Here is a 23,217-nt window from a genome sequence, read left to right as displayed (position 1 = left end):
TATGGGGAATTTTGACGGATTGGTCGCCGTGGTCACCGGAGGTGGCTCGGGAATCGGCAAGGCATGCGTCGAGGCGTTCGTCGCGGGTGGGGCGAAGGTGGGCGTGCTCGACCTCGACCCCGGTGAGCAGGGCGGTGCCACGCTCGGCGTCGTCGCGGACGTCGCCGACTCCGTGTCGCTGGAAAAGGCTATGGCCGAGGTGGCCGCCGCCTTCGGCGGCATCGACATCCTGGTCAACAACGCGGGCGTGAGCGCCGTCGGCGCCGTTGAGGCGAACGACGATGCGGAGTGGCACCGGGTGCTCGACATCAACGTCGTCGGGGTCGTCCGCACCACCAAGGCCGCACTGCCGTACCTGCGTCACAGTGCGCACGGCGCGATCGTGAACACCTCGTCGATCGCCGCGACGGCCGGGCTGGTGCAGCGGGCCCTGTATTCGGCGTCGAAGGGCGCGGTGCATGCGCTGACCCTGGCGATGGCGGCCGACCTGGTCGCCGAGGGCATCAGGGTCAACTGCGTTGCCCCCGGCACGGTCGACACGCCATGGGTGGCACGGCTGCTCGCGCGGACCGACGACCCGGAGGGGGAGAAGGCGCGCCTCGCGGCCCGCCAGCCCACTGGCCGGTTGGTGCGCGCGGAGGAGGTCGCCGCGGCCGTCGCCTACCTCGCCGACCCCTCGGCCGGTGCGACCACCGGGATGTCGCTCGCCGTCGACGGCGGCATGTCGGGCCTGCGGCTGCCCCGCACCTGAACGGGGTGGCGGCGGACGGCGGCCGGGCGCCTGGTTCGGCCCGCTGACCGCCCCCGTCTCGTCGTGGCCTGCGAGTGCTGGGATGAGTCTGGAGACAAACGGCCCGGACCGCCGCCAAAGTCTCCTTCCCGCTCATCGGCCTGCCCGCAGGGGTGTGGGCGGCTCGCACTGGCTAGGGTGGGGGAATGCCGCTCGCGTCCCATCGCGTCCTCCCGTGATCAGGGAGACCCGCATGCTGCCCGCCCTCGCGGCGGGACCGGTCGAGGTGCCGTTCGTGATCCTGGGCTGGAGCGAGACCATCGCCCACGACACCACCTGGAACGAGCACTCCCATCCCTTCCACGAACTGCTCTGGAACGAGCGGGGCGCGTCCACGGCCGTGGTGGGGGCGCGGGTCTGGACGGTCACCCCAGCCCTGGGCCTGTGGATGCCCGCGGGCACGCTGCACTCCGGCTCGGCGATCGCGGGCACCTGGTGCCGAGCCAACTTCTTCGGCTTCGGCACCATGACCCCGATCTTCCCCACGCCCGTCGGCGTCGAGATCACCCCGCTGCTCCGGCTGCTGCTGGAGCGGCTCGCCGACACGGAGTTGTCCTCCGACTCGCGGGCGGTGACCGAGGCGATGGTGCTCGACGTGCTCACCCCCTCCTCGCGCGAACTGCTCCTGCACATGCCCACCTCCGACCTGCTGCGCCCGATCGCCGACGCGGTCCGGGACGATCCGGGCGATCCGCGGACGCTGGCGGACTGGGCGTCCTGCCTCGGCGTGAGCGCCCGCACGATCACCCGTGCCTTCAACGCGGAGACGGGCACCAGCTTCGCGCGCTGGATCGCGGCGGTGCGCGCCCAGCACGCGGTCGCGCTGCTCACCCAGGGCTGGGAGGTCGACGTCGTGGCCGAGGAGGTCGGTTACCGTTCGGCGAGCGCGTTCGGCGCGGCCTTCCGGCGGACGACCGGGCTGACACCGGGAGCGTTCCGAGCGCGCTGAGACTCCGGGACGCCGAAGGCCGCCTTCCGGACGCGGCGCAGGTCTCGTGCACGCACCGCCTGCGGGGTCGTCGCCCGGTCTCCGTGTCCCGATCTCGACAACAGCTGTCTCAAAAGGGCTATTGCGACAACTCGGTCATTTCTCCTAGGGTTCCGAACAAGGCAAGCCTTACCTAACTAAGTCGAGGGCTTGTGGCAGTACGGTGTACCGCTCCACGAACGCAGGACCGCGATCCAGACGTGCGAGGGCCGGAACCCGCGGAATTCTGAGAGTGGAGTACGGATTGAAGCGTCCATACAGCCTTCGCATCCTCGCCGTGACGGCCATCCTGCTGGGCATCGCGGGCTGCGGCGGCTCGTCGGAGACCAAGAGCGAGAGCGCGAGCAGCAGCACGAGCAGCAGCCCGAGCGCCTTCCCCATGACGATCCAGCACGCGCTGGGGACGACCACCATCCAGGCGAAGCCGGAGCGGGTGGCCACGGTCAACTGGGCCAACCACGAAGCGCCGCTGGCCCTCGGCGTCGTCCCGGTCGGCATGGCCGCCGCGAACTTCGGCGACGACGACGGCGACGGGCTCCTGCCCTGGGTGGACGAGCGACTGAAGGAACTCAAGGCCGAGAAGCCCGTCCTGTTCGACGAGACCGACGGCATCGACTTCGAGGCCGTCGCCGACACGAAGCCGGACGTGATCCTGGCCGCCTACTCGGGCCTGACCAAGCAGGGCTACGAGACCCTGAGCAAGATCGCTCCGGTGGTGGCCTACCCGGACGCCGCGTGGGCGACCCCGTGGCGCGAGATCATCCGGATGAACAGCAAGGCCATCGGTCTCGCCGACGAGGCCGAGAAGCTCATCACCGACATCGAGGGCGACATCAGCCAGGTCGTCGCGAAGTACCCGCAGCTCAAGGGCAAGTCGGCGATGTTCATGACACATGTCGACCCCAACGACGTGAGCGAGGTCGGCTTCTACACGACGCACGACACCCGCACGCTGTTCTTCGAGGACCTCGGGCTGACGATCCCGGGCAGCATCGCCGAGGCGTCCAAGGGCACCGACAAGTTCGCCCTGACCCGGAGCGCGGAGCAGATCGACCTGTTCGACGACGTCGACATCATCACCGGATACGGCGACGAGAAGGGCGAGCTGTTCGAGACGCTCCGCAAGGACCCGCTGCTGTCGAAGATCCCCGCCGTCAAGCGCGGCTCGGTGTACCTCCTGCCCGGCAGCACGCCCCTGGGCACCGCCGCGAACCCGACCCCCCTGTCGATCTCGTGGGTGCTGGAGGACTACGCCAAGGCGCTCGCCGAGGCCGCGGACAAGGTCAAGTGACGTCGGTCGACACCGACCGCCTGCCGGACACCGTCCTCGTGCGGCGTCCGGCGCGCGTCCGGGTTCTGTGGCTGCTCGTCGCGGTCGGTGTCCTGGCCGTGCTCATGGTGGCCTCCGTCGCCCTCGGCTCGCGCGACGTCGCCTGGTCCGACGTCTGGGCCGCGCTCGGCGGCGCGGAGGACTCCCTCGAACAGGCGGCGGTCGCCAAGCGGATACCGCGCACCCTGCTCGCGGTGGTGATCGGCGCCGCGCTCGGCCTCGCCGGCGGCGTCATGCAGGGCGTGACCCGCAACCCGCTGGCCGACCCGGGGATCCTGGGCGTCAACATGGGCGCGTCGCTCTCCGTCGTCACCGCCGTCGCGTTCTTCGGGCTCACGTCGCCGACCGGGTACATCTGGGTCGCGATGGCGGGGGCCGCCGTCTCGGCCGTGTTCGTGTACACCGTCGGGTCCCTCGGGCGTGGCGGGGCCACGCCCCTCAAACTCGCGCTCGCCGGCGCCGCCACGTCGGCGGCCTTCGCGTCCCTGGTCAGCGCCGTCGTGCTGCCCCGCAATGACATCGCCGGGGGCTTCAAGCTCTGGCAGATCGGCGGGGTCGGCGGCGCGTCCTACGAGCGCATCGGGCAGGTCCTGCCGTTCCTCGTCGTCGGCCTCGTCGTATGCCTGCTGTCCGCGCGGGCGCTGAACTCGCTCGCTCTGGGCGACGAACTCGCCGCCGGGCTCGGCGAGCGCGTGGCCGTCGTCCGGGCCACGGCCGCCCTCGGCGCCGTCGTGCTGTGCGGGGCGTCGACGGCCGTCGCCGGGCCGATCGCCTTCGTCGGGCTCGTCGTCCCGCACGCGTGCCGCCTGCTCGTCGGCGTGGACCACCGCTGGCTGCTGCCGTTCTCCGCCCTGGTCGGCGCGGCCCTGCTCACCGCGGCCGATGTCGTCGGCCGTATCGTGGCGCGCCCCGCGGACATCGAGGTGGGCATCGTGACGGCGCTGATCGGCGCCCCGTTCTTCATCCACATCGTCCGTCGCCAGAAGGTGCGTGAGCTGTGAGCGAGCGTAGCGAGCGAACCAAAAAGCACAGCAGCGCTGCGCTCGCAGTCCCGACGAAGGAGGGGCTGTGAGCGAGCGTAGCGAGCGAACCGACAAACACAGCAGCGCTGCGCTCGCAGTCCCGGCGAAGGAGGGGGCTGTGCGCGCGCGGACCAACGAGCACCGCGGCGCCCCCGCCGCCCCCCGGCCGTCCGTTGTCGAGGCCGTCGCCCGCGGCCGTCGCCGGAGCGCCTCCCGGCGCCGCATCGTCGTCCTGACGCTGGCGGTGCTCGTCGTCGCCGGGTTCGCCATGACCCTGATGTTCGGGCAGACCTTCTACCCGCCCCGCGACGTGATCAACGTCATCCTCGGCGAGCAGGTGCCGGGCGCGTCCTTCACGGTCGGGCGGCTCCGGCTGCCGCGGACCGTCCTCGCCGTGGTCGCGGGATTCAGCTTCGGCCTGGCTGGCGTCACCTTCCAGACGATGCTCCGCAACCCACTGGCCAGCCCCGACATCATCGGCATCAGCTGGGGCGCGAGCGCCGCGGCGGCCATCGCGATCGTGTCGCTGTCCCTCGGCGGGACCCAGGTGTCGTTCCTCGCCATCGTCTCCGCCCTCGCCGTCGCCCTGCTGATCTACATCCTGGCGTTCCGGGACGGCGTCGTCGGCACGCGGCTCATCCTGATCGGCATCGGGATCTCCGCGATGCTCGAAAGCATCACCTCCTACGTCCTGTCCCAGGCCGCCGAATGGGACCTCCAGGAGGCCACACGCTGGCTGACCGGCAGCCTCAACGGGGTGACCTGGGAGCAGGCCCTGCCCACCCTCGTCGCGCTGGTCGTCCTCACCCCCGCCCTGCTGTCCCTGTCCCGCGACCTGTCGATGATGCAGCTCGGCGAGGACACCGCCTCCGCCCTCGGCGTCCGTGTCGAACGCACCCGCGTCATGGTGATCGTCACCGCCGTCGGCCTGATCGCCTTCGCCACGGCGGCGGCCGGCCCGATCGCGTTCGTGGCGTTCCTGTCCGGCCCCATCGCGGCCCGGCTGCTCGGCCCCGGCGGCTCTCTGCTCGTGCCCGCCGGGCTCGTCGGTGCCCTCCTGGTCCTCGTCGCCGACTTCGCCGGCCAGTTCGCGTTCGACGTCCGCTACCCGGTCGGCGTCGTCACCGGCGTCCTCGGGGCGCCGTACCTCGTCTACCTGATCGTCCGCACCCACCGGGCCGGAGGCTCGCTGTGACCACGTCCCACTCCCTCGTAGCCGAGGGCCTCACGCTCGGCTACGGCGACCGCGTCGTCGTCGAGTCCCTCGACCTGGTCGTGCCGCCCGGCGAGATCACGGTGATCGTCGGCGCGAACGCCTGCGGGAAGTCGACACTCCTGCGCTCCCTGTCCCGGCTGCTCGCCCCCCGCGAGGGCCATGTGGTCCTGGACGGCAGACAGGTGCACCGCATGCCGGCCAAGGAACTGGCCCGCACGCTCGGACTGCTGCCCCAGTCGCCGGTCGCGCCCGAGGGCATCACCGTGCTCGACCTGGTCGGCCGCGGCCGCCACCCCCACCAGGGGATCTTCTCCCGGTGGAACGACAAGGACGACGCCGCGGTGGCGGCCGCCCTGGAGGCCACGCGGACGACGGACCTCGCCGACCGCGCCGTCGACGAGCTGTCCGGCGGCCAGCGCCAACGGGTCTGGATCGCCATGGCGCTGGCCCAGCAGACCGACCTGCTCCTCCTCGACGAGCCCACCACCTTCCTCGACGCCAGCCACCAGGTCGAAGTCCTCGACCTGCTGACCGACCTGAACCACACCCGCGGCACCACCATCGTGATGGTCCTGCACGACCTCAACCTCGCCGCCCGCTACGCCGACAACCTCATCGCCCTGGCAGACGGCCGCCTCCACGCCTCCGGCACCCCGGCCGAGGTCCTCACCGAAGACAGCGTCCGCACCGTCTTCGGCCTCGACAGCCGCATCATCGAAGACCCCGTCTCCGGCCGCCCCCTGATGCTCCCCATCGGCCGCCACCACATCCGGCCACAGGCAAGAGAGACCCGGTCAGCGGTCTCAGCCACCTGCCGGGCCGAAGGATGATCGCTCGGGCGCAGGTCAGTGGAAGTCTCTCAATGCCCCAGCTGTGCTCCCGAGCCTCCTTTATGCCGACCGGTGAAACGGCCGCCCATCAAAGGGAGGCGCTGTGGTGTCCTGCGGCGCGGGTTCGGGACGGTCGTGGACCTGTCGCCGGATGAGCGGGATGCGCTGGTCGGCCATGCAGACCATGAGCGCGGTTCACCGCACTCAGCTGTGATCCGCGCAGCATGGCGTCGGGTTCGGCACTTCGGCCGGCATCAGGCGTCCACCCGCGGCGGGCATGCACAGCAGGGTTATCAGCCCGTCGCGCCAGACCGGCCGGACGTGGTCATTGGTCACGATGAGCATGTCATGCGCGGGTTCCCGGGTCTGGGCCAGCACCATCACCCGCTCGATCGCGGACCGCTCCAGCATCTCGCCGACGCTGAGGGTGCCGGTCAGCGCCTCCCGGCCGGCATAGGTGATGAGCCGTCCGCTCGCCCCGGTGGCGTGCTCGGCCGCCGCGAGCGCGGCGCCCTCCGACTCCGGACCGGTACGGCTCTCGCCGATCGCGGCCGACACCCCTTCGGGCAGCCCGGCCGGATCGACCGGTCCGGAGACGGCGAGGGAGCAGGCGACATGTGGCCGGCCGGTCCGCACGAAGTGTGTGCAGCCGACCGTGCCCCCCGGCAGGCCGAGCACCTTCACCACCTGGTGGAGAAGGTGCTCGGCCTCGCCGAGGGTGGAGGATCCCGCGTCGAGACCGAGGATCGTCATCGGCGCGGCAGAACCCAGATCGGGTTGCTGTAGAACCACAGGTCCTTCCACGGGTCGGCGTCACCGAAGACGTCGATCTGCGGGCCGTGCGGGTCGATGGAGGCGCCGAGCAGGCCGGGGGCGCTGCGGTTGCCGTCGGTGCCGCGCAGCCGCAGGTAGACCGGGCGGTCGACGGCGCCGAGCCGGTAGGTGAAGGTGACGGTGCCGCTGTTCTTGCCGACCTCGAAGGACTGCACGACCTTGGTGGCGGGCGTCGTGAAGGCGTCCTTGTCGGCGGCCGGGCCCGTCATATCTCCCTGGATGACATCCACCCGGGCCAGGGTGGGGACGAACTGCGCCCAGTTCGGCTGGTTGGCCAACGTGATCTCGATGGCGAGCTCTACCTGGTCGCCCCGCCGTACGTGCAGCGTGTCACCAAGGGTGACGCCGCGCTGCCCCCGGCCGGAGATCCGGGCACGCACGACCAGGCCGCTGATCAGGCCACCGTGGTCGACCCAGACGCGGCCCTGCCGGATGCCGTCCATCACCGCGCCGTAGGAGAATCCCTGCGACCCAACGTGCGTGCGGCTGTAGTAGCCGGGCCAGAAGTCACCCGCGGTCAGGTTCTGGACGCCCTTGTAGATCGGGTCCTCGTACTTGCCGTTGGCGTTGAAGTCGCTGTTCGGGCCGCGTTCGCTGGTGTCGGCGTAGACCGTGTGGGAGTCGGAGTTGGCGGTGATCCACCAGCCCTTGCCCTCCGCCAGGAGGCTGTCCCACAGACCGCCCACGGTGGCGGTCATCCAGTCGAAGCCGCCGAAGGTCTTGTAGCTCTCGGCAGGATAGCCGGGCCAGGAGTCGGCACCGGGAGTGCTGTCGTAGAAGCCGCGTCCGGAGCCGGGGCCGTGCGGCTTGGGGATGCCGGCCGCCTGGTGGCCGGGGGCGCCTTCCATGCCGACCGCGATGGAGGGCTGGGCGTCGCGCCACCCTCGGATCTCGTGCGGGGAGTCGAGGCCCTTGCGCGCCGGGTGGTTGGCCAGGAAGAGCGCGTCCTCGACGCGGCGGCGCCGGACGGCGTCGGCGAGGAAGTTCAGGCCGGCGATGGCCAGGACCTCGTTCTGCGGGGTGCTGGAGGTGGCGCTCTTGACCGACCCGTCGAAGGAGTTCTCGAACTCCTTGAGGGTGCTCACCTCGTTCCGGCCCGGGGCGACGAAGACGGTGCCGTGCTCGGCGGCCGGGATGTTCCACTCCAGGCCCTGAAAGATGAGGGCATCCCTGACCTGGGCGCGGGCGGCGACGATGTCGGGGTTGACCTTGTCCACGCCGATTTTGGCGTGCGTGGCGCCACCGTGGTCGGTGATGACCATCCAGTCCAGGCCGTAGGCGGTGGCGTGCCGCACCTGGTCGATCACCCGGTAGATGCCGTCCGAGCTGTACTGGGTGTGGATGTGGTGGTCACCGGCCAGCCACAGGTAACCGTCCCGAGGCTCGCGGTCACCGCGGCTGCGCGCCGTCGTCGCCTCCGCGGCGGCCAGGCCGGGCGTCCCGAGGACACCGGCAGCGCCCAGACCCGCGCCGAGCAGTCCGGCACGCCGGAACATCTGGCGCCGCGACAGCTGTCCCGGCGAGAGTTCCGCGTCGGGTACCGACATGTCCACGACCGGGGCCATCTCGCCCTGATCGCCTGGGTGGGTCGCATCGTGGTGATGCGGGTGCGAGTGGTCGTGCCCGTGGTCGTGTCCCATGCCGTGCCTTTCGTCCCGCCGGGCGGCTTCGCCTCGGCTACCTGGGCACCCTGGCCCAACCAGGTAAATCTCAGATGAATGGCGGCGGGCCGTTCAGCATGGTCTGTCCTGCGATCTGGAATCCCGCCCGGCGGCCCGCTGCGGAGCGGTCGTCAGGGGTGGGTGTCCTCACCGGTCTCGCCATCGACGAGGCCGTCGCCGGGCAGCTCGGCTGACGCCCTCGGCAGCACTGGCAGGATGTGACCGTGGACCGCCGTGGTTTCCTGCTCGCCGGGCTCGCCCTGGCCCTCACCGCGTGCGGCCCCTCCGGCATGAAGGGATCCGCTGTGCTCAACGAACAGTCACTGACCGCCGCCGCCCAAGGCGACGTGGCCAAGGTCCGCGAGGCGATCGCGAACGGGGCCGACATCGAGGCCCGGAACCCGCAGCGCCGTACCGCCCTGCTGCTCGCCGCGGCGGCCGACCACGTGGAGGTCGCCAAGGTCCTGGTGGCCGCGGGCGCGGACCCGAACGCGCTGGATTTTCAGCACGACACGCCCTGGCTGGTGACGGGGGTGACCGGCAGCGTGGCCATGCTTCACGCGCTGCTCCCGGCCAGGCCGGACCTGACCATCAGGAACCGGTACGGCGGGGTCTCGCTGATCCCGGCATGTGAGCGCGGCCATGTGGACTACGTGCGCGAGGTGCTCAAGACGGACATCAACGTCGACCACGTCAACGACCTGGGCTGGACCGGACTGCTGGAGGCGGTCATCCTCGGCGACGGCTCCGCGCCGTACCGGGAGATCGTGGGTCTGCTCATCGCGGGAGGCGCCGACGTGAACCTGGCCGACAAGGACGGCACGACCCCGCTCCAGCACGCACTCGACAGGGGCCAGAGCGAGATCGCCGCGATCCTGCGTTCCGCCGGAGCACGGTGACCCGTCTCCATCGCGATGATCGGCGGCGCCTTCGGGGCCGGACTTGAGAACGACGGCTCCAGCGTCGCCCGGTTGAGATGTCGGCGGGTCAGGGTTTCCACAGGTCTGGGAGCTTCTCTCTACGGCCGGGTGGCCCGCTGCAGGCGGGCGGTCAGTGTGCGAAGGTGCTCCACCAGCTCGGGCGGCTCGCGGACGTCGAACTCGAAGCCGAACGCGGCGACCCACACCGCGAGGTGGTCGAGGCTGTCCGAGCCGATGCGCAGGGTGCAGGTGCGGTCGTCGACGGGTTCCACCACACCGAGCGTGGGCGGCACCTCCTCGGCCACCTCCGCAGCCGAGCCGTACATGGTGAGCACCGCCCGGTAGCGGTGGCCGTTCGCAGTCGGCCCCATGGCGAAGTGGTCGGCCAGATCCTCGGCGGGCAACGGTCTCGGGCCGAACCGAGGTCCGGTGGGGACGCGCATCGACAACCTGTCGGCCCGGAACCTCCGCCAGTCCGAGACGCCAGTGTCCCAGGCGAAGAGGTACCAACGCCGTCCGTGCTGGACCAGCCGGTACGGCTCCACGTCCCGTACGGTCGTCGAGCCGTCGTGCGAGATGTAGTCGAAGCGCAGCCGTTCGTGGTTGCGCACCGCCGAGGCGATCGCGATCAGCGTCGACGGATCGACCGTCGAACCGGGCATCGGCATGATCACCATGGCCGAGCTGAGCGTGTCCACCTGGTGGCGTAGCCGCGAGGGCAGCACCTGGTCCAGCTTGGCCAGCGCCCGCACCGAGGTCTCGGCGATACCCGTGATCGCGCCGCCGGCCGCGGTGCGCAGCCCGACCGCCACCGCGACCGCCTCCTCGTCGTCGAGCAGCAAGGGGGGCAGCGAGGCGCCGACCCCCAACTGGTAGCCGCCGCCGACGCCGCCGATCGCGGTGATCGGATAGCCCAGAACCCGCAGTTTGTCGACGTCGCGACGGACGGTCCGGGGGCTCACCCCGAGACGCTCGGCCAGCTCCGTCCCCGACCAGTCGCGGTGGACCTGGAGCAGGCCGAGCAGACGGAGCAGCCGGGCCGAGGTTTCCAACACACGATGATGCTGACACCGATCGCGGTCAGGAGATGACCGCGAATACCAACGCCCTTACGTGAGGTTCCCGAAGAACCGCCGCACGTCCTCGGCGAACACCTCCGGCTCCTCCATGGCGAAGAAGTGCCCGCCGTTGTTCTTCTGCGACCAGTGCACGATGTTGTGGTCGCGTTCCGCGTAGGGCCGGATGCCGTACTCGTGTGACCCGGCGAGCAGCACGCCCGTGGGCACGGTGCCGCGCGGCTTCGGCACCCACGCCATCGGGTCGTTCACCTGCTCGTAGTAGATCTGGGCCGAGGAGCCCGCGGTGCCCGTCAACCAGTAGATGCTGACATTGGTCAGGAACCGGTCGCGGTCGATGGGCGTCCCGGCCCACCGGTGGAAGATCTCGGCGATCCATGCCAGCTGCCCGGCAGGCGAGTCGGTCAGGCCGAACGCGAGCGTCTGCGGCGATCGCGACTGGATGGGGACGTAGCCGGCGGTGGCCTCCTCCAGCTCGGCCGAGCGCTGCCGCTCCGCCTCGGACAGTCGCGCGTCCTCTCCCTCGACCCCCGCCGGGAATGACAGGACGCCGTTGAGGTGGATGCCGACGACGCGCTCGGGGGCGAGGTGACCCATCTCCGGGGCGACGAACGCGCCGGTGTCGCCGCCCTGAACGCCATACCGCTCATAGCCGAGCACGGCCATGAGCTCGACGAACGCCCCGGCCATGCGGGCGGCCGTCCAGCCGGGCTCGGCCAGCGGCGTCGAGAACGCGAACCCGGGAAGCGAGGGGATCACCAGATGGAACTCCTTGGTCAGCGGTTCGATCACATCGAGGAACTCGACGAACGAGCCGGGCCAGCCGTGCAGGAGCAGCAACGGCAGCGCGTCGGGATTACCCGAACGGACGTGTGCGAAGTGGATGGTCTGTCCGTCGATGACGGTCGTGAACTGCGGCAGCTCGTTCAGCCTGCGCTCCTGTGCCCGCCAGTCGAAGCCCGTGAGCCAGTGCTCGACCAGCTCCCTGGCGTAAGCCACCGGCGTGCCCCGGCTCCAGCCGACACCGGGCAGTTCCCCGGGCCAGCGCGTCCGGGCCAGACGGTCCCGCAGGGCATCGAGTTCGGCCTGCGGGACGTCGATACGGAAAGGGACAACGGATGTGTTCTCTGTCATGAGCGCGACCGTAGGATCAATCGCGGTCAGATGGTGTCCGTCAGGAACCGGGGGGAGGACCCCGCTAGGGGGTGAGGACGATCTTGTTGCACTCGTCCTGCTTGTGCTTGAACATCTCGTAGGCCCGCGGGGCGTCCTGCAGCCGCATGCGGTGGCTGATGACGAAACTGGGATCGATGTCGCCGTTGCGGATCCTGCCCAGCAGGGGTTTCAGATAGCGCTGCACGTGGCACTGGCCGCTGCGCATCGTCAGCGACCGGTTCATCAGCGAGCCCATCGGGAACTTGTCGATCAGGCCGCCGTAGACGCCGACCACGGAGACGACTCCACCGTTGCGACAGGACATGATCGCCTCGCGCAGGGCATACGGCCGGTCGGTCTCCATCCGGGTCGCCTGCCTGGCTCGGTCGTAGGCGTGCGCGACGCCGGCGGGGTGATGGGCCTCCATGCCCACCGCGTCGATGCAGGCGTCCGGACCCCGGCCGGCGGTCATGTCCCGCAGCGCGTCGAGGACGTCGACCTTCTCGTAGTCGAGCGGCTCGGCACCGGCGCGCTCGGCCTTCTGCAGCCGGTAGGGGAAGCGGTCGATGGAGATGACCCGCTCAGCGCCCATCAGGAACGCGCTGGCGATCGCGAACTGGCCGACCGGCCCGGCGCCCCAGACGGCGATGACGTCCCCGGGCTTGATGTCGCACATCTCCGCGCCCATCCAGCCGGTGGGCAGGATGTCGGACAGGAACAGCACCTGCTCGTCCGGTAGGTCGTCCTCGATCTTGATCGGCCCCACATCGGCGAACGGCACCCGCGCGTACTCCGCCTGACCTCCGGGGTAGCCACCGAGCATGTGGGAGTAACCGAAGATCCCGGCCGGAGAGTGACCCATCAGCCTCTCCGCCATACCGGCGTTGGGATTGGAGTTCTCGCACACCGAGTACATGCCGTGCTCGCAGGCGCCACAGGCGCCGCAGGCGATCGGGAAGGGCACCACCACGCGATCGCCGACCCGCAGTTTTCGCACCTCGGGGCCCACTTCCACCACCTCGCCCATGAACTCGTGGCCGAGGATGTCGCCCTTCTTCATGGTCGGGATGTAGCCGTCGTAGAGGTGCAGGTCGGAGCCGCAGATCGCGGTCGAGGTGATGCGGACGACAGCGTCATGAGCGTTCAGGATCGTGGGGTCGGGAACCTCCAGGACCTCGACGGTGTTGCGACCCATCCAGCAGTTGGCTTTCATGAGGCACTCCCTGACATCACGGGCTGGGCGGGGCGTTGTACGGCGTGCCGCAGGGCGTGGGGGCCCTCCAGGCTCCCTTCGGAGCGGACCACCTCTCCGGTCTCCATGACCTGCTTGAACCGGCGCAGGTCGTCTCGTACCTGCTGCTCGGGATGCTCGCCCAGCAGCCTGGCGAAGGCCGCGCCCACCTTGCCGCCCGGAGGGGCGTACCTGAGGTTCACCCGCACCTCCGTGCCGCGTCCGCCGGGCGCGTCGGTGAAACGCACGGAACCGCTGTTGTCGACGGTGGCCTTCCCGGTGGAGCGCCAGGTGATCACCTCGCCGGAGCGGTCCTCGACGATCACGGCCTCCCACTCGATGGCCTTCTTCGCGGGCCCCTTCACCTTCCAGTGCGATCGCCCATCACCGATGGTCCGCACCGACTCCAGGTGCGCCATGAAGCGGGGAAGGTTCTCGAAGTCGCGCCAGTACCGGTACACGTCCTCGCGGGGGCGATTGATCGTGACGGCCGCGTGCAGGCTCATCCAGCGCGCGGACCCCTCCTCCGGACGGTGCCGGCTCGCGCGTATCGCGGCGCACAGGTCGGCGGCCGTGACGACGGCGGCCGTCGCCGCCACCGCTGTGACGCGGCCACGTCTCCGGCCGGTGCGGCCGGCGATCGCCCGGCCCAGCAGAGCCAGGTCCAGGGCATCACCCGCGACCCGGGCCCACACCCAGGGAGCGGGATCGCGGCTGTTCAGCAGGGTCGCCGCGTGAAACAACTCCCGTACGCCCACCAGCACCACCGCGCCGAACGCCTTGGGCGAGTCGTCGATCCCGGCCAGGCGGCTGACGGCACCCGGTGCGGCGAGTTGCGCCACGCCCAGTCCCAGGCTGGTCCAGCCCAGCGCGCGAACGAGAGGGGGAGTCGGGTATTCGTGTTCTTCAACCATGATCTTCCTCACCTGGGTGGTGGCTTCCCGCCGCTCCAGCGGTGGCCACGACCGCTCTCGCCGCCCCATCCGCGGTAGGGGCACCCAGCCCGGACGGTCGTCCCTCCGGTCTACGGCGCACCCGCGGTAGTTCTCGTCCCTACCCCTGCTGACCTGGGATGACACCGATCGTCCGAATCCTTCAAGTAGCCCTGGACTTTCCGGAGACCTCCCCTGTGGCACGTCTTCGGGAGTCGATGGGATCCGAACGGCCTTGTCGTTCGTCTCGTTCCGCGGGGAAGAGGCCCAAGACCCCTCGCGCGAGGGGGGTACCGGCCGTCACGGAGGGCGGTGTCGAGGGCCGCGATCTGACTCCTGCCGGTGGTCGGCACGGTCTTCAACCGTCAGCAGTGCCATACGTCAACTCGCTGAACAATCAGCGCCGCTAGGCTTGTTCGGGGAGGTGGTGGCCGTGTCCGATCAGCGGGGAGGGGCCGTCGGCGAGGGGTCCGGGCCGTTGCGCGTGACCATCGGCCATCTACTGCGGCGGGTCTTCACCGGCATCACCGGCGAGGCCGTACGGGGCGGGCCGCAGTCCCGTGACTTCGTGGTGCTCGACGTGCTGGCCGACGAGGACGCGCCCTCGCAGCAGGACCTCGCGCACCGCCTCGGTATCAATCGGACGATCATGGTCAAGCTGCTCGACCGGCTCCAGCAGGCCGGTTACGTCACCCGGACCCGCAACCCGGCCAACCGCCGTACCTATGTCCTGTCACTGACCGACGAGGGCCGTACCGCGCTGAAGGACATGCGTCAGGCCGTCGCCGACCGGGACGTCCGGCTTACCGCCCCGCTGACCCCGGCCGAACGGCGGCGCCTCACCGAGCTGCTGAGCAGGCTGGTCGCCCACGACGAGCGGTCCACCGTCGCGAGCACCGAACACCTCATCGCCCAGGCCCACTACCACCTGCGCCGGCTCGGCGACCACAGGTTGGCGGAGTACGGCCTGCGCACCCGTCACTTCGGCCTGCTGCCCGCCCTGGACCGGCTCGGGCCCTGCCCCCAGCAGCAGCTCGCCCGGTATCTGGACCTCACCGAACCGGCCGCCGCGTCGCTGGTCGAGGAACTCGTCCAGGCCGGGATCGTGGTCCGCGGCCAGGACCCGCACGACCGCCGCCGCTACGCCCTGGAACTCACCGACCTCGGCCGCGTCCGCCTCCCCGCGGTCCGCGACGCGATGCGCGGCGTCGAGCACGACATCGAGAAGACCCTCGGCCCCGAAGGTGCCCAGGACCTCCGCGCCCTGCTCGTCAAGCTCCTGCGGTAGGCGAGTTCAGCGGGAGCGCTCCACTCGGCCCTCGTGCCAGACCGGTTCGGGGCTCTCGTAGACGGTTCCGTCGGCGCCGAAGATCAGGAAGCGGTCGAGGTCGGCGGCGAACCAGCGGTCGTGGGTGACGGCCAGGACGGTGCCGGAGAAGGCGGCCAGGCCCTGTTGCAGGGCCTCGGCGCTGGCCAGGTCCAGGTTGTCGGTCGGCTCGTCGAGCAGGAGCAGGGTCGCGCCTGACAGCTCCAGCAGCAGGATCTGCAGGCGGGCCTGCTGGCCGCCGGACAGGGTCTCGAAGCGCTGGGACGCGGCGGGGGCGAGTTCGTAGCGGGCGAGGGCGGCCATCGCGTCGTTCAGAGTGAGCGGGTGACCGGCCAGGACCAGTTCGACCGGGGTGTGGCCGTGCAGGTCGGGGCGGGCGTGGGTCTGTACGAAACGACCGGGCACCACCCGCGCTCCCAGCCGCACCGAGCCGGTGTGCCGCACCGTGGGCGCCGTGTCGCCCGCGGCCTCCTGGAGCAGGAGCAGGAAGTGGGACTTGCCCGAGCCGTTCGAACCGAGCACCCCGATGCGCTCGCCGTACCAGATCTCGGTGTCGAACGGCCGCATCAGGCCGGTGAGCTCCAGGTTCTCGCAGATGACGGCACGCTTGCCGGTGCGGCCGCCGCGCAGTCGCATCCGCACGTTCTGCTTCCTGGGCGGGCGTTCCGGTGGGCCGGCCTCCTCGAACCTGCTCAGCCGGGTGCGCGCGGCGCGGTAGGCCGAGGAGACCGCGTCGTTGTTGGCGGCGGTCTGCCGCAGGGTGCGCACCAGGTGTTTGAGCTTGGCGTGTTCCTCGTCCCAGCGCCGGAGTCGCTCCTCCAGCCGGGCGATACGGGCCTCGCGGCCCTGGGCGTAGGTGGCGAAGCCCCCGCCGTGCACCCAGACGCCACGTGACTCCACGGTCACGATGCGGTCGGTGGCGCCGGCCAGCAGCTGCCGGTCATGGGAGACCAGCAGCACGGTCTTGGTGCTGGCCCGGAGCTGGTCCTCCAGCCACTGCTTGCCCGGTACGTCCAGGTAGTTGTCCGGTTCGTCCAGCAGCAGGACCTGGTCCGGGCCGCGTAGCAGGGCCTCCAGGACCAGTCGTTTCTGCTCACCTCCCGACAGGGTGTTCACCGGACGGTCCCGAACGGTGTCGTAGGGCAGGCCCAGGGCCGCGGTGGTGCAGGTGTCCCAGACGACCTCCATGTCGTAGCCGCCGGCGTCGGTGTAGTCGGTGATCGCCTGCGCGTAGGCCAGTTGGGTCTTCTCGTCGTCGTGAGCGGCCAGCGCCGACTCCGCCCGCTCCAGGCTCGCGGTGGCCGTGCGGACCCGGTCGGGTGCCACCGAGAGCAGCAGGTCGTGCAGGGTCCGGCCGTCGCGGACGCTGCCGATGAACTGCCGCATCACCCCCAGCCCGCCGGAGTGGACCACGCGGCCGTCGTCCGGCTGCACATCTTGGGCGATCAGCCGCAGCAGGGTGGTCTTGCCCGCGCCGTTCGGTCCCACCAGACCGGCCTTGACCCCGTCGCCGATCCGGAACGACACCTCATTCAGGAGCAGGCGTCCGTCCGGCAGCACGTAGGTCAGCCGGTCCACCTCGATATGTCCCGCCACTGCCGCCCCCTTTGGCTTGGTACGGGTGCCGGATCGTTATTCCAGTGACCGGATCAATGATCCGGTGCTCGATCAACATACTAGACTCGCCCTCGTGGAGAAGAGCAAGGCGGGAAACGTGTGGCTGCGATCGTCCGGGGGCGCGGGGCGCGACGTCCCCCCGCTCAGCCGGGACCGGATCGTCGAGGAGGCCGTGGCCCTGCTGGACGAGGAGGGCGCCGGCCGCCTGACCATGCGACGGCTCGCCGAGCGGCTCGGTACCGGCTCCACCACGCTGTACTGGCACGTCAAGACCAAGGACGACGTCCTCGACCTCGCGCTCGACGCGATCTTCGCGGAGGTCGAGATCCCGAAGGAGGGGGAGCGCGACTGGCGTGCCGGCATCACCGCGCTGATCGGAGGTTGGCGCGCCACGCTCCTGGAGCACCCCTGGTCGGCGGCGCTGCTGGGCCGGCCGATGCTGGGCCCCAACGTGCTCGCCCGCAGCGAGTTCCTGTACGCCACCCTGCTGGGAGCCGGGGTCGTCGAGCCCCACCTCACCGCCGCGGCGTACGGGCTCTCCAACTACGTCATCGGCTCCGCCCTGATGCAGGCCACCTGGCTTACCAAGGAGGAGCCGGCGGTGCGGCAGGCGGCCGGAGAGCACCTGCGTGCCAACCGCGAGCGCTATCCCGCGCTCGCCGCCCATGGCCCCCTCGTCGTGGACGGCGACTGGGACACCGGCTTCGCCCTCGGCCTCACCTGGCTCCTCGACGGCATCCAGGCGAGCCGCGCTCCGTCGACGTGATCGGTCGAGCACCGGGAAGTCACCGCGGCACACCCCTCCGGGGGTCACGGCGCCGCTTGATGTCCCGGAGCCGGGACGGCGTGCCGGGGGTGAGGGCGGCCGCGGCCCTCTCCGTTGTAGGGGGGCCAGGGCCTGGGTGATCTCCTGTCGCCCGGTGCGGATGGCGGTCGCGGTGAACGGCAGCCGGCCCACCGGCCGGCTGCCGGGAGACCGCGCTCCCCGGCGGCCGGCCGGTGGGCCTGAGTCGGTGTCGGGGCGGTGGGTGCTCACCGCCCCGACGGGGTCATGTGAAGGTGCGGGTCAGCCGCGGCGCCACTTCTGGTTGGCGCCGCCGTTGCACTCCCAGAGCTGGAGCGGGGTGCCGCCACCGCCCCAGCCGGTGACGTCCACGCACTTGTTGGCCTGCGGGTTGACCAGGTCGCCCGCGCCGCTCAGGACGAACTGCTGTGCCGGGTTGCCGCTGCAGTTGGCGAGCTGGATGGCGGCGCCGTTGGCGGTGGAGCCCCAGGCCACGTCCATGCAGAGGCCGAAGGCGCGGACGGTGCCGTCGCCGGGGAAGGTCCAGTTCTGGGCGTTGGTGTTGTTGCAGTCCCACAGCTGCAGGCGCTGGCCGTCGGCGCCGTTGCTGTTGGGCACGTCGATGCACTTGTCCTGCCAGCCGATGAGCCGGCTGGTGTTCCCGCCGCCGGTGGTGGTCAGGGTCAGGCCGTACGCGCCGAGGACCTCGTTGACCGGCTGGTAGAAGGTGTTGCCGCCGGTCGAGCAGTTGCCGGAGCCGCCGGAGGTGATGCCCTGGGCCTGGTCACCGGTGATCCAGGCGCCGCCCGAGTCGCCGCCCTCGGCGCAGGCGGTGGTCTGGGTGAGCCCGTAGACCAGCGATCCCGAGTAGTTGACGGTCACGTTCTTGGCCTGGATGACGCCGCAGCGCCAGCCGGTGGTGCGCCCGGACCGGCAGATGGAGGCGCCGACCACGGCCTCCTGGGAGCCCGCCACCGAGACGTTGCCGCCGCCGTAGTTGTTGACCCACGGGCGGGGTGTCCAGTTTCCGTTGGTACGGACCCAGGCGTAGTCGTTGCCGGGGAACGACGAACCGGCGAAGGTGCCCTGGCTGACGTTGTTGTAGCCGAGGGTGGGGCTGCCGGTGCCACCGCAGTGCCCGGCGGTGACGAAGCCGCCGTTGTTGACCGAGAAGCCGACCGAGCAGAGCGTGTTGCCGTTGATGACGTACTGGTCGCCGCCGCGGATGTCGTAGAGCGGCCTGGGGGTCTGGCCGACGGCGATCTTCACCGCGTCGGAGTCGACGGCGCTGCTCCTGACGAAGCTCTGGGCCGCGTCGCGGTCGGCGGCCGACACCACCACGGTGTTCGCGGCCAGGTCCACGTGCCAGCTGTAGATGTTCTTGCCGGCGGCCTCGGCGGCCTTGTCGAGGGTGGCCTTCGTGGCGTCCAGCTGCTTCTCGCTGCGTGGCACGATCACCGGCAGCGCGCCCGCCCTGCGGACGAGCTCGGCGTCCTGGCCGTTCAGAACGCCGACGGAGAGCCGTCCCTCGGCGGGGGTGAACCAGGCGCCGGCGAACCGGTCGGCGAGGCGTTTGCGAAGGTTCCGCTCCACCACCGATGCCCCGGCCTCGTGGGCCTGCCGGATGCGGGCCTGGGTGGGGGTCAGGCCGAGATCTCGCTGTAGCGCCTGCTCGGGGGAGGCGGACGCGGACGGGTTCGGGCCGGGCGGGGCGGCCTGTGCGGGGGCTGCTGGGAAGACCAACGCGGCGGCGACCACCGCCGCGCCGGTCAGCACGGTGAATCTCACGGCAGGTCCTCTGAGGTTGGGGGGTGGACGAGGCGTGAGAGCGCTCTCTTGAGGGAGACTTTGACATTTGTAATTTTTTACGTCAAGAAGGTCATCCCCCGAATGTGATCGCCGGGTGGGGTCTCGCCGGCCCGCATCCCGTTCGTGACCTGCGAGGTTCCCGGGGCTACCGGGGATGTGGAAACTTGTGCGCCAGTCCGAGAATGGGCGGAATGCCGGTGTTCTCCGGCACTGGTCAAGGGAGCGGAGACAACCTGGGCGCGGCATGGGGAGATCATCCTGCCTGAGGCGGAGATCGCGGCGAGCGTCGCCGTCTTCCGCACGGCCGGGGTCATCGGCACCGTGAGGTGGACGAGCGGCCGTACGGTCGTGAGCGACCTGACCGCCGGTGGGCTCGCCGACACCGGGCAGCCGGAGGACGGCGTCTTCGTGGGGTGGGTGAGGGACGGCGCGGGCCACACCCGCGAGCCGCCGGGGATCAACGCAGGTCGATCGGGGTCATGTGTGGAATGCAGGGCCGGCGTGGTGAGCCGGCCGGGGCGCGCCGTGGAAGCGGGCCCCGGCCGGGGGGTGGATCAGATGGAGCCGCTTTCGATCGCCTGCTTCAGGCCCGCCTGGGTCACCTCGTGGGAGGCGACGCCGTTCGCGACGACGAAGTCGATCAGTGAGGTGTCGGCGTCGAAGGTGAGGTACTCGGTGACCTTGGTCTTCCCGCCGGTCAGCTTCGTGAAGACGATCTTCTGGTGCGTGACGACGCCGGGCAGCGACCAGGTGTCCGTCTCGTAGTAGAGGGCGTCGGCGTGGATGCGCTGCTGCGCGTGCGTGTTGCTGGTGACGATCGCGCCCTCGTAGGGGATCTCCTCGACGGCGGTGAAGTTGATGTGGCGCTTGCCGTACTTGAACCAGTCCTTGTGGGTGACGACCCGCTTCAGGAACGAGTGCATGCCGACGTGGTTGTTGATGTTGGAATATGCCGCGAACACCTTGGTGACGGGGGCGTTGATCGTGATCGAGATGCTGCTCTGGGCCCGGCTCCGGCCGGAGCCGGCGGCGGGAGGCGTGGTGTCGTAGAACTTCTGGGTGTCCCATGCGGTCTGCCACTCGGCGGCGAGCTGGGCGTCGCTCGCCGGAGTGTCGGCGCTGGCGGGGCTGGAGAAGGCGGTGATGACAAGGGCCGCGGCGAACAGTTGGGCCGCGAGGAGTCGAAGGTGCTTCTTCACGTGTACCCCAAGAGGAGACAATAGGTGCATGTGATCTTCTATCGCATGTTGTTGTGATCTATGAGATTTCGTGGCGAAGAAGTGATAAATTTTCGCGGCGCCGCACAGCCCGGCGCGATGTAGCGAGCGCCGGTGACCGCTGCTCTCGGGTGCCCTCGGGTGCGTTCCTGCCGGGGCAGGACCACCTCCCGCAGGATGAGCAGGACGGCCGCGGCGATCGGGATGCCCGGCAGCGCGCCACTGGGCAGGGCTCCGGCGCCACGCCCGCCCGTGTCCCTCGTACGGCTCCGGTCGGCCGCGGCGCCGGAGCACGCGAAGGGAGATCAGGTCAGGTTGACGTACTGGCGGGGCCGGAGGGCGTGACTGCGGAGGGCGGCCAGGGCGGCTGAGCGTCCGGCGGGGGTGAGGCTGCCGTCGACGCGCAGGCCGAAGGCGTCCAGGCGCCTGTTCAGCTCGGTGAGCGAGGCGTCGACCTCCACGGTCTGCCACTCCGAGCAGTCGATCACCGCCGTGACGTGGTCGCGGTCGGCGGGGGCGCCGTCGGCGAGCAGCATCAGCGCCACCTCCCTGGCCGAGGTACGGAAGCCGCTCTCCCCCGAGACGGGGGCCAGCAGCGCGGAGGCGGCGGTCTCCCAGAGCAGGTCGGCGTCGCCGAGCAGGCGCTCACCCGCCGGGGTGGTCACCAGGCGCCTGCCACTCTGGCGCAGCGCGCCCATGTGGCCCTGGGCCACCTCGCGGACCGCGGCCAGCTCCGCGCCGCTCCAGGTGCTCTCCGCGAGCACGGAACGGGCGAGGTTGTCCCGCTGGGTCAGCGGGATGCCTCCCGGGCGGCGGCCCACGGTCAGCAGCCAGCGCAGCGCGCCCAGGTGAGCCTCGTCGGGGGCCGGGATGGGGGCGTGCAGGCGCACCTCGAAGGGCTGGGCGAGCTCGCGCCAGGCGGTGCCCCGGCCGAGGACCCAGCGGTTGAGCCGCTCGCCCTGGACCCGGTGGAGCCAGTTGTCGCCGCCCAGCTCCGGACGGGGCGCGGTGAGCCAGTGGCTGGTGAGCGTCTGCCGTTCGGCGGAGTCGGGGGTGAGCCTTCCCGAGACGATGGCCAGCTCCAGCGCGGCCGAGCAGGCGCCGTGCGCGCCCAGCTCCTCGGGGCCCATGATCGAGCTCCAGTGCAGCTCGGGAACGTCGGGCGGGAGCACGCCCGTGGCGTCCAGGGCGCTCTGGTAGGCCGCCATGCCCGCGTCCTCGCCCAGGCGGGCGTAGGTGCGCAGGATGTGGGCGGTGGTGGGGGAGGAGCAGAGGGCGGCGTAGCGCTCCAGGCCGCCCAGCCGCAGCAGCCGGCCCAGCGCGTGGGCGATCACGGTGCGGTCTCCGGTGACCTTGGAGGGCAACGTGTACCAGAGGAACTCGCACACGTTGAGCTCGGTGATCGTCTCCAGTGGCTCGCCACCGGTCAGCCAGTCGATCGCGCTGCGTGCGTGCTCGGCGGAGGCGGGTTCGGAACGCTCCAGCTCCGACAGGAGTGCGGCCACGTCCGGTGCAGGCATGCCTCGAAGTCTGCCGTATGCGGGCCTGCTCTGACGATGAACGTGACGTAATGGATCCTGCACGGTGCCTACCCTAGGAAATGTCTTCTAAGTGGCTCATATGCGAGCTGTCAGATCCAGCCTTTCTTGAAAAGCATTCGTGAACTCCACTCGGCGTAGGGGATGATCTCGGCGGTGAGCACCGGGTAGAGCCACCAGAAGTTGACCAGCGCCAGCAGGGTGAAGGCCCCCACGATCGCGGCACCGGTCATCCGCCGTCCGGGCGGGGCGCCGGACGGGCCGATGATCATTCCGGCCGCGAGCACGATCGCCAGGATCATGAACGGGACCATGGGGATCGCGTAGAACAGGAACATGGTCCGGTTGTCGGCGATCGCCCAGTAGAACCAGGGGAGCCAGCCCGCGACGTAGCCGAGGAGCACGGCCCCGGCGCGCCAGTCGCGGGTGGCGACGTACCAGGCGACCATGGCGATGAGGGCGGCCAGGCCGCCGTACCAGATGACCGGGGTGCCGACCCCCAGGACCGCCTGCGAGCAGTTGTCGGTGCCGCAGGCGCCCTTGGGGCTCTCGTAGAAGAACGCCACGGGGCGGAGCAGCAGCGGCCAGGACCAGGGGTCCGACTGGTAGTTGTGCGGGGTCGCCAGCCCGGTGTGGAAGCTCAGCACCTGGAAGTGGTAGCTCAGCCAGGAGCGGAAGGAGTCGAAGACGAAGAACACCGGGCCCTGCGAGGTCGCCTGCGCCCAGTTGCGGCCCCAGCCGCCGGGGGAGGCGAACCAGCCGGCCCAGGAGGCGATGTAGGTGAGGGCCGGCAGCAGGGCCAGCGCGGGCAGGGCGCTCGGCAGGTCCTTGCCGAAGACCCCGCCGTACGGTCTGCGCAGGCCGATGGCCCGGCGGGCGCCGGCGTCCCAGACCAGGGACATGATCGCGAAGGCGACCAGGAAGAAGATCCCCGACCACT

General features: G+C 70.6%; 21 protein-coding genes. 10 read left to right on the top strand and 11 right to left on the bottom strand.

Translation table 11 applies throughout. The annotated features are described in order from the left end of the window. The first annotated feature begins 1 nt into the window (after nt 1). From ABT130_RS29785 to ABT130_RS29760, 6 genes are all read left to right on the top strand, one after another. A complete protein-coding gene (locus ABT130_RS29785) occupies nt 2–751 on the top strand; it encodes an SDR family NAD(P)-dependent oxidoreductase (protein WP_350960802.1) in 750 nt (249 codons plus the stop codon). A gap of 214 nt (nt 752–965) precedes the next feature. Next, nucleotides 966–1,739 (top strand): helix-turn-helix transcriptional regulator, encoded by a 774-nt coding sequence (locus ABT130_RS29780; protein ID WP_350960799.1) that lies wholly within the window; start codon nt 966–968, stop codon nt 1,737–1,739. Between the two features lie 283 nt (nt 1,740–2,022). Next, entirely contained in the window at nt 2,023–3,069 is a 1,047-nt protein-coding gene (locus tag ABT130_RS29775) for an iron-siderophore ABC transporter substrate-binding protein (RefSeq protein ID WP_350960797.1), read from the top strand. After that, nucleotides 3,066–4,109 carry a FecCD family ABC transporter permease gene (locus ABT130_RS29770; RefSeq protein ID WP_350960794.1) on the top strand — a complete coding sequence of 348 codons (1,044 nt, stop codon included), beginning with the start codon at nt 3,066–3,068 and terminating at the stop codon, nt 4,107–4,109. The genes ABT130_RS29775 and ABT130_RS29770 overlap by 4 nt, the downstream gene beginning before the upstream one ends. Before the next feature lie 139 nt (nt 4,110–4,248). Continuing rightward, nucleotides 4,249–5,325, top strand: a complete 1,077-nt coding sequence (locus ABT130_RS29765; protein WP_350960792.1) for a FecCD family ABC transporter permease — start codon at nt 4,249–4,251, stop codon at nt 5,323–5,325. Next, entirely contained in the window at nt 5,322–6,176 is an 855-nt protein-coding gene (locus ABT130_RS29760; RefSeq protein WP_350960789.1) for an ABC transporter ATP-binding protein, read from the top strand. The genes ABT130_RS29765 and ABT130_RS29760 overlap by 4 nt, the downstream gene beginning before the upstream one ends. 204 nt (nt 6,177–6,380) lie before the next feature. Here the strand turns inward: ABT130_RS29760 and ABT130_RS29755 are convergent, their stop codons facing one another. Together ABT130_RS29755 and ABT130_RS29750 are read right to left on the bottom strand one after the other, a co-directional pair. Next, nucleotides 6,381–6,929: a hypothetical protein gene (locus tag ABT130_RS29755; RefSeq protein ID WP_350960786.1), complete on the bottom strand. Its 549-nt coding sequence runs from the start codon at nt 6,927–6,929 to the stop codon at nt 6,381–6,383. Then, nucleotides 6,926–8,650, bottom strand: coding sequence for a PHP domain-containing protein (locus ABT130_RS29750; protein ID WP_350960783.1), 1,725 nt, complete (start codon nt 8,648–8,650; stop codon nt 6,926–6,928). The genes ABT130_RS29755 and ABT130_RS29750 overlap by 4 nt, the downstream gene beginning before the upstream one ends. Before the next feature lie 74 nt (nt 8,651–8,724). On the opposite strand from ABT130_RS29750, the gene ABT130_RS29745 reads away from it, so the two are divergent. Next, nucleotides 8,725–8,865, top strand: coding sequence for a hypothetical protein (locus tag ABT130_RS29745; RefSeq protein ID WP_350960780.1), 141 nt, complete (start codon nt 8,725–8,727; stop codon nt 8,863–8,865). Nucleotides 8,866–8,895: 30 nt separating this feature from the next. After that, nucleotides 8,896–9,570, top strand: a complete 675-nt coding sequence (locus ABT130_RS29740) for an ankyrin repeat domain-containing protein (protein WP_350960777.1) — start codon at nt 8,896–8,898, stop codon at nt 9,568–9,570. A 119-nt stretch (nt 9,571–9,689) separates the two neighbouring features. On the opposite strand, the gene ABT130_RS29735 is transcribed toward ABT130_RS29740, so the two are convergent. The 4 genes from ABT130_RS29735 to ABT130_RS29720 form a co-directional block, all read right to left on the bottom strand. Continuing rightward, nucleotides 9,690–10,646, bottom strand: a complete 957-nt coding sequence (locus ABT130_RS29735) for a helix-turn-helix transcriptional regulator (protein ID WP_350960774.1) — start codon at nt 10,644–10,646, stop codon at nt 9,690–9,692. Nucleotides 10,647–10,700: 54 nt separating this feature from the next. After that, nucleotides 10,701–11,801: an epoxide hydrolase family protein gene (locus ABT130_RS29730; protein ID WP_350960772.1), complete on the bottom strand. Its 1,101-nt coding sequence runs from the start codon at nt 11,799–11,801 to the stop codon at nt 10,701–10,703. Between the two features lie 64 nt (nt 11,802–11,865). After that, nucleotides 11,866–13,035: a zinc-dependent alcohol dehydrogenase gene (locus tag ABT130_RS29725; protein WP_350960770.1), complete on the bottom strand. Its 1,170-nt coding sequence runs from the start codon at nt 13,033–13,035 to the stop codon at nt 11,866–11,868. Further along, nucleotides 13,032–13,967 (bottom strand): SRPBCC family protein, encoded by a 936-nt coding sequence (locus tag ABT130_RS29720; protein ID WP_350960767.1) that lies wholly within the window; start codon nt 13,965–13,967, stop codon nt 13,032–13,034. The genes ABT130_RS29725 and ABT130_RS29720 overlap by 4 nt, the downstream gene beginning before the upstream one ends. A gap of 451 nt (nt 13,968–14,418) precedes the next feature. Between ABT130_RS29720 and ABT130_RS29715 the strand changes: the two genes are divergently transcribed. Then, complete coding sequence (locus ABT130_RS29715; RefSeq protein ID WP_350960764.1) at nt 14,419–15,273, top strand: MarR family winged helix-turn-helix transcriptional regulator; 855 nt, start codon at nt 14,419–14,421, stop codon at nt 15,271–15,273. Nucleotides 15,274–15,279: 6 nt separating this feature from the next. Here ABT130_RS29715 and ABT130_RS29710 read toward each other — a convergent pair whose 3' ends face one another. Then, entirely contained in the window at nt 15,280–16,908 is a 1,629-nt protein-coding gene (locus tag ABT130_RS29710) for an ABC-F family ATP-binding cassette domain-containing protein (protein ID WP_350960762.1), read from the bottom strand. Between the two features lie 94 nt (nt 16,909–17,002). On the opposite strand from ABT130_RS29710, the gene ABT130_RS29705 reads away from it, so the two are divergent. After that, nucleotides 17,003–17,695 (top strand): TetR/AcrR family transcriptional regulator, encoded by a 693-nt coding sequence (locus ABT130_RS29705; protein ID WP_350960759.1) that lies wholly within the window; start codon nt 17,003–17,005, stop codon nt 17,693–17,695. Nucleotides 17,696–17,995: 300 nt separating this feature from the next. On the opposite strand, the gene ABT130_RS29700 is transcribed toward ABT130_RS29705, so the two are convergent. From ABT130_RS29700 to ABT130_RS29685, 4 genes are all read right to left on the bottom strand, one after another. Further along, nucleotides 17,996–19,501: a ricin-type beta-trefoil lectin domain protein gene (locus tag ABT130_RS29700; protein WP_350960756.1), complete on the bottom strand. Its 1,506-nt coding sequence runs from the start codon at nt 19,499–19,501 to the stop codon at nt 17,996–17,998. A gap of 575 nt (nt 19,502–20,076) precedes the next feature. Beyond that, nucleotides 20,077–20,721, bottom strand: a complete 645-nt coding sequence (locus ABT130_RS29695; protein ID WP_350960753.1) for an SRPBCC family protein — start codon at nt 20,719–20,721, stop codon at nt 20,077–20,079. Nucleotides 20,722–21,044: 323 nt separating this feature from the next. Beyond that, a complete protein-coding gene (locus ABT130_RS29690) occupies nt 21,045–22,259 on the bottom strand; it encodes a hypothetical protein (RefSeq protein ID WP_350928521.1) in 1,215 nt (404 codons plus the stop codon). Between the two features lie 110 nt (nt 22,260–22,369). Beyond that, on the bottom strand, nt 22,370–23,217 hold an 848-nt coding region (locus tag ABT130_RS29685), incomplete at its 5' end, for a dolichyl-phosphate-mannose--protein mannosyltransferase (protein WP_502992227.1).

This window comes from Streptosporangium sp. NPDC001681, from assembly GCF_040298085.1.
Taxonomy (GTDB): Bacteria; Actinomycetota; Actinomycetes; order Streptosporangiales; family Streptosporangiaceae; genus Streptosporangium.
This window is presented reverse-complemented; position numbering and strand designations above follow the sequence as displayed.

Bases quoted from the DNA above. Each gene is read 5' to 3' on its own strand.
- ABT130_RS29725 (WP_350960770.1), bottom strand. From the start codon at position 13,035: ATGAAAGCCAACTGCTGGATGGGTCGCAACACCGTCGAGGTCCTGGAG.
- ABT130_RS29745 (WP_350960780.1), top strand. From the start codon at position 8,725: ATGAATGGCGGCGGGCCGTTCAGCATGGTCTGTCCTGCGATCTGGAAT.
- ABT130_RS29750 (WP_350960783.1), bottom strand. From the start codon at position 8,650: ATGGGACACGACCACGGGCACGACCACTCGCACCCGCATCACCACGAT.
- ABT130_RS29690 (WP_350928521.1), bottom strand. From the start codon at position 22,259: ATGCCTGCACCGGACGTGGCCGCACTCCTGTCGGAGCTGGAGCGTTCC.
- ABT130_RS29720 (WP_350960767.1), bottom strand. From the start codon at position 13,967: ATGGTTGAAGAACACGAATACCCGACTCCCCCTCTCGTTCGCGCGCTG.
- ABT130_RS29730 (WP_350960772.1), bottom strand. From the start codon at position 11,801: ATGACAGAGAACACATCCGTTGTCCCTTTCCGTATCGACGTCCCGCAG.
- ABT130_RS29785 (WP_350960802.1), top strand. From the start codon at position 2: ATGGGGAATTTTGACGGATTGGTCGCCGTGGTCACCGGAGGTGGCTCG.
- ABT130_RS29755 (WP_350960786.1), bottom strand. From the start codon at position 6,929: ATGACGATCCTCGGTCTCGACGCGGGATCCTCCACCCTCGGCGAGGCC.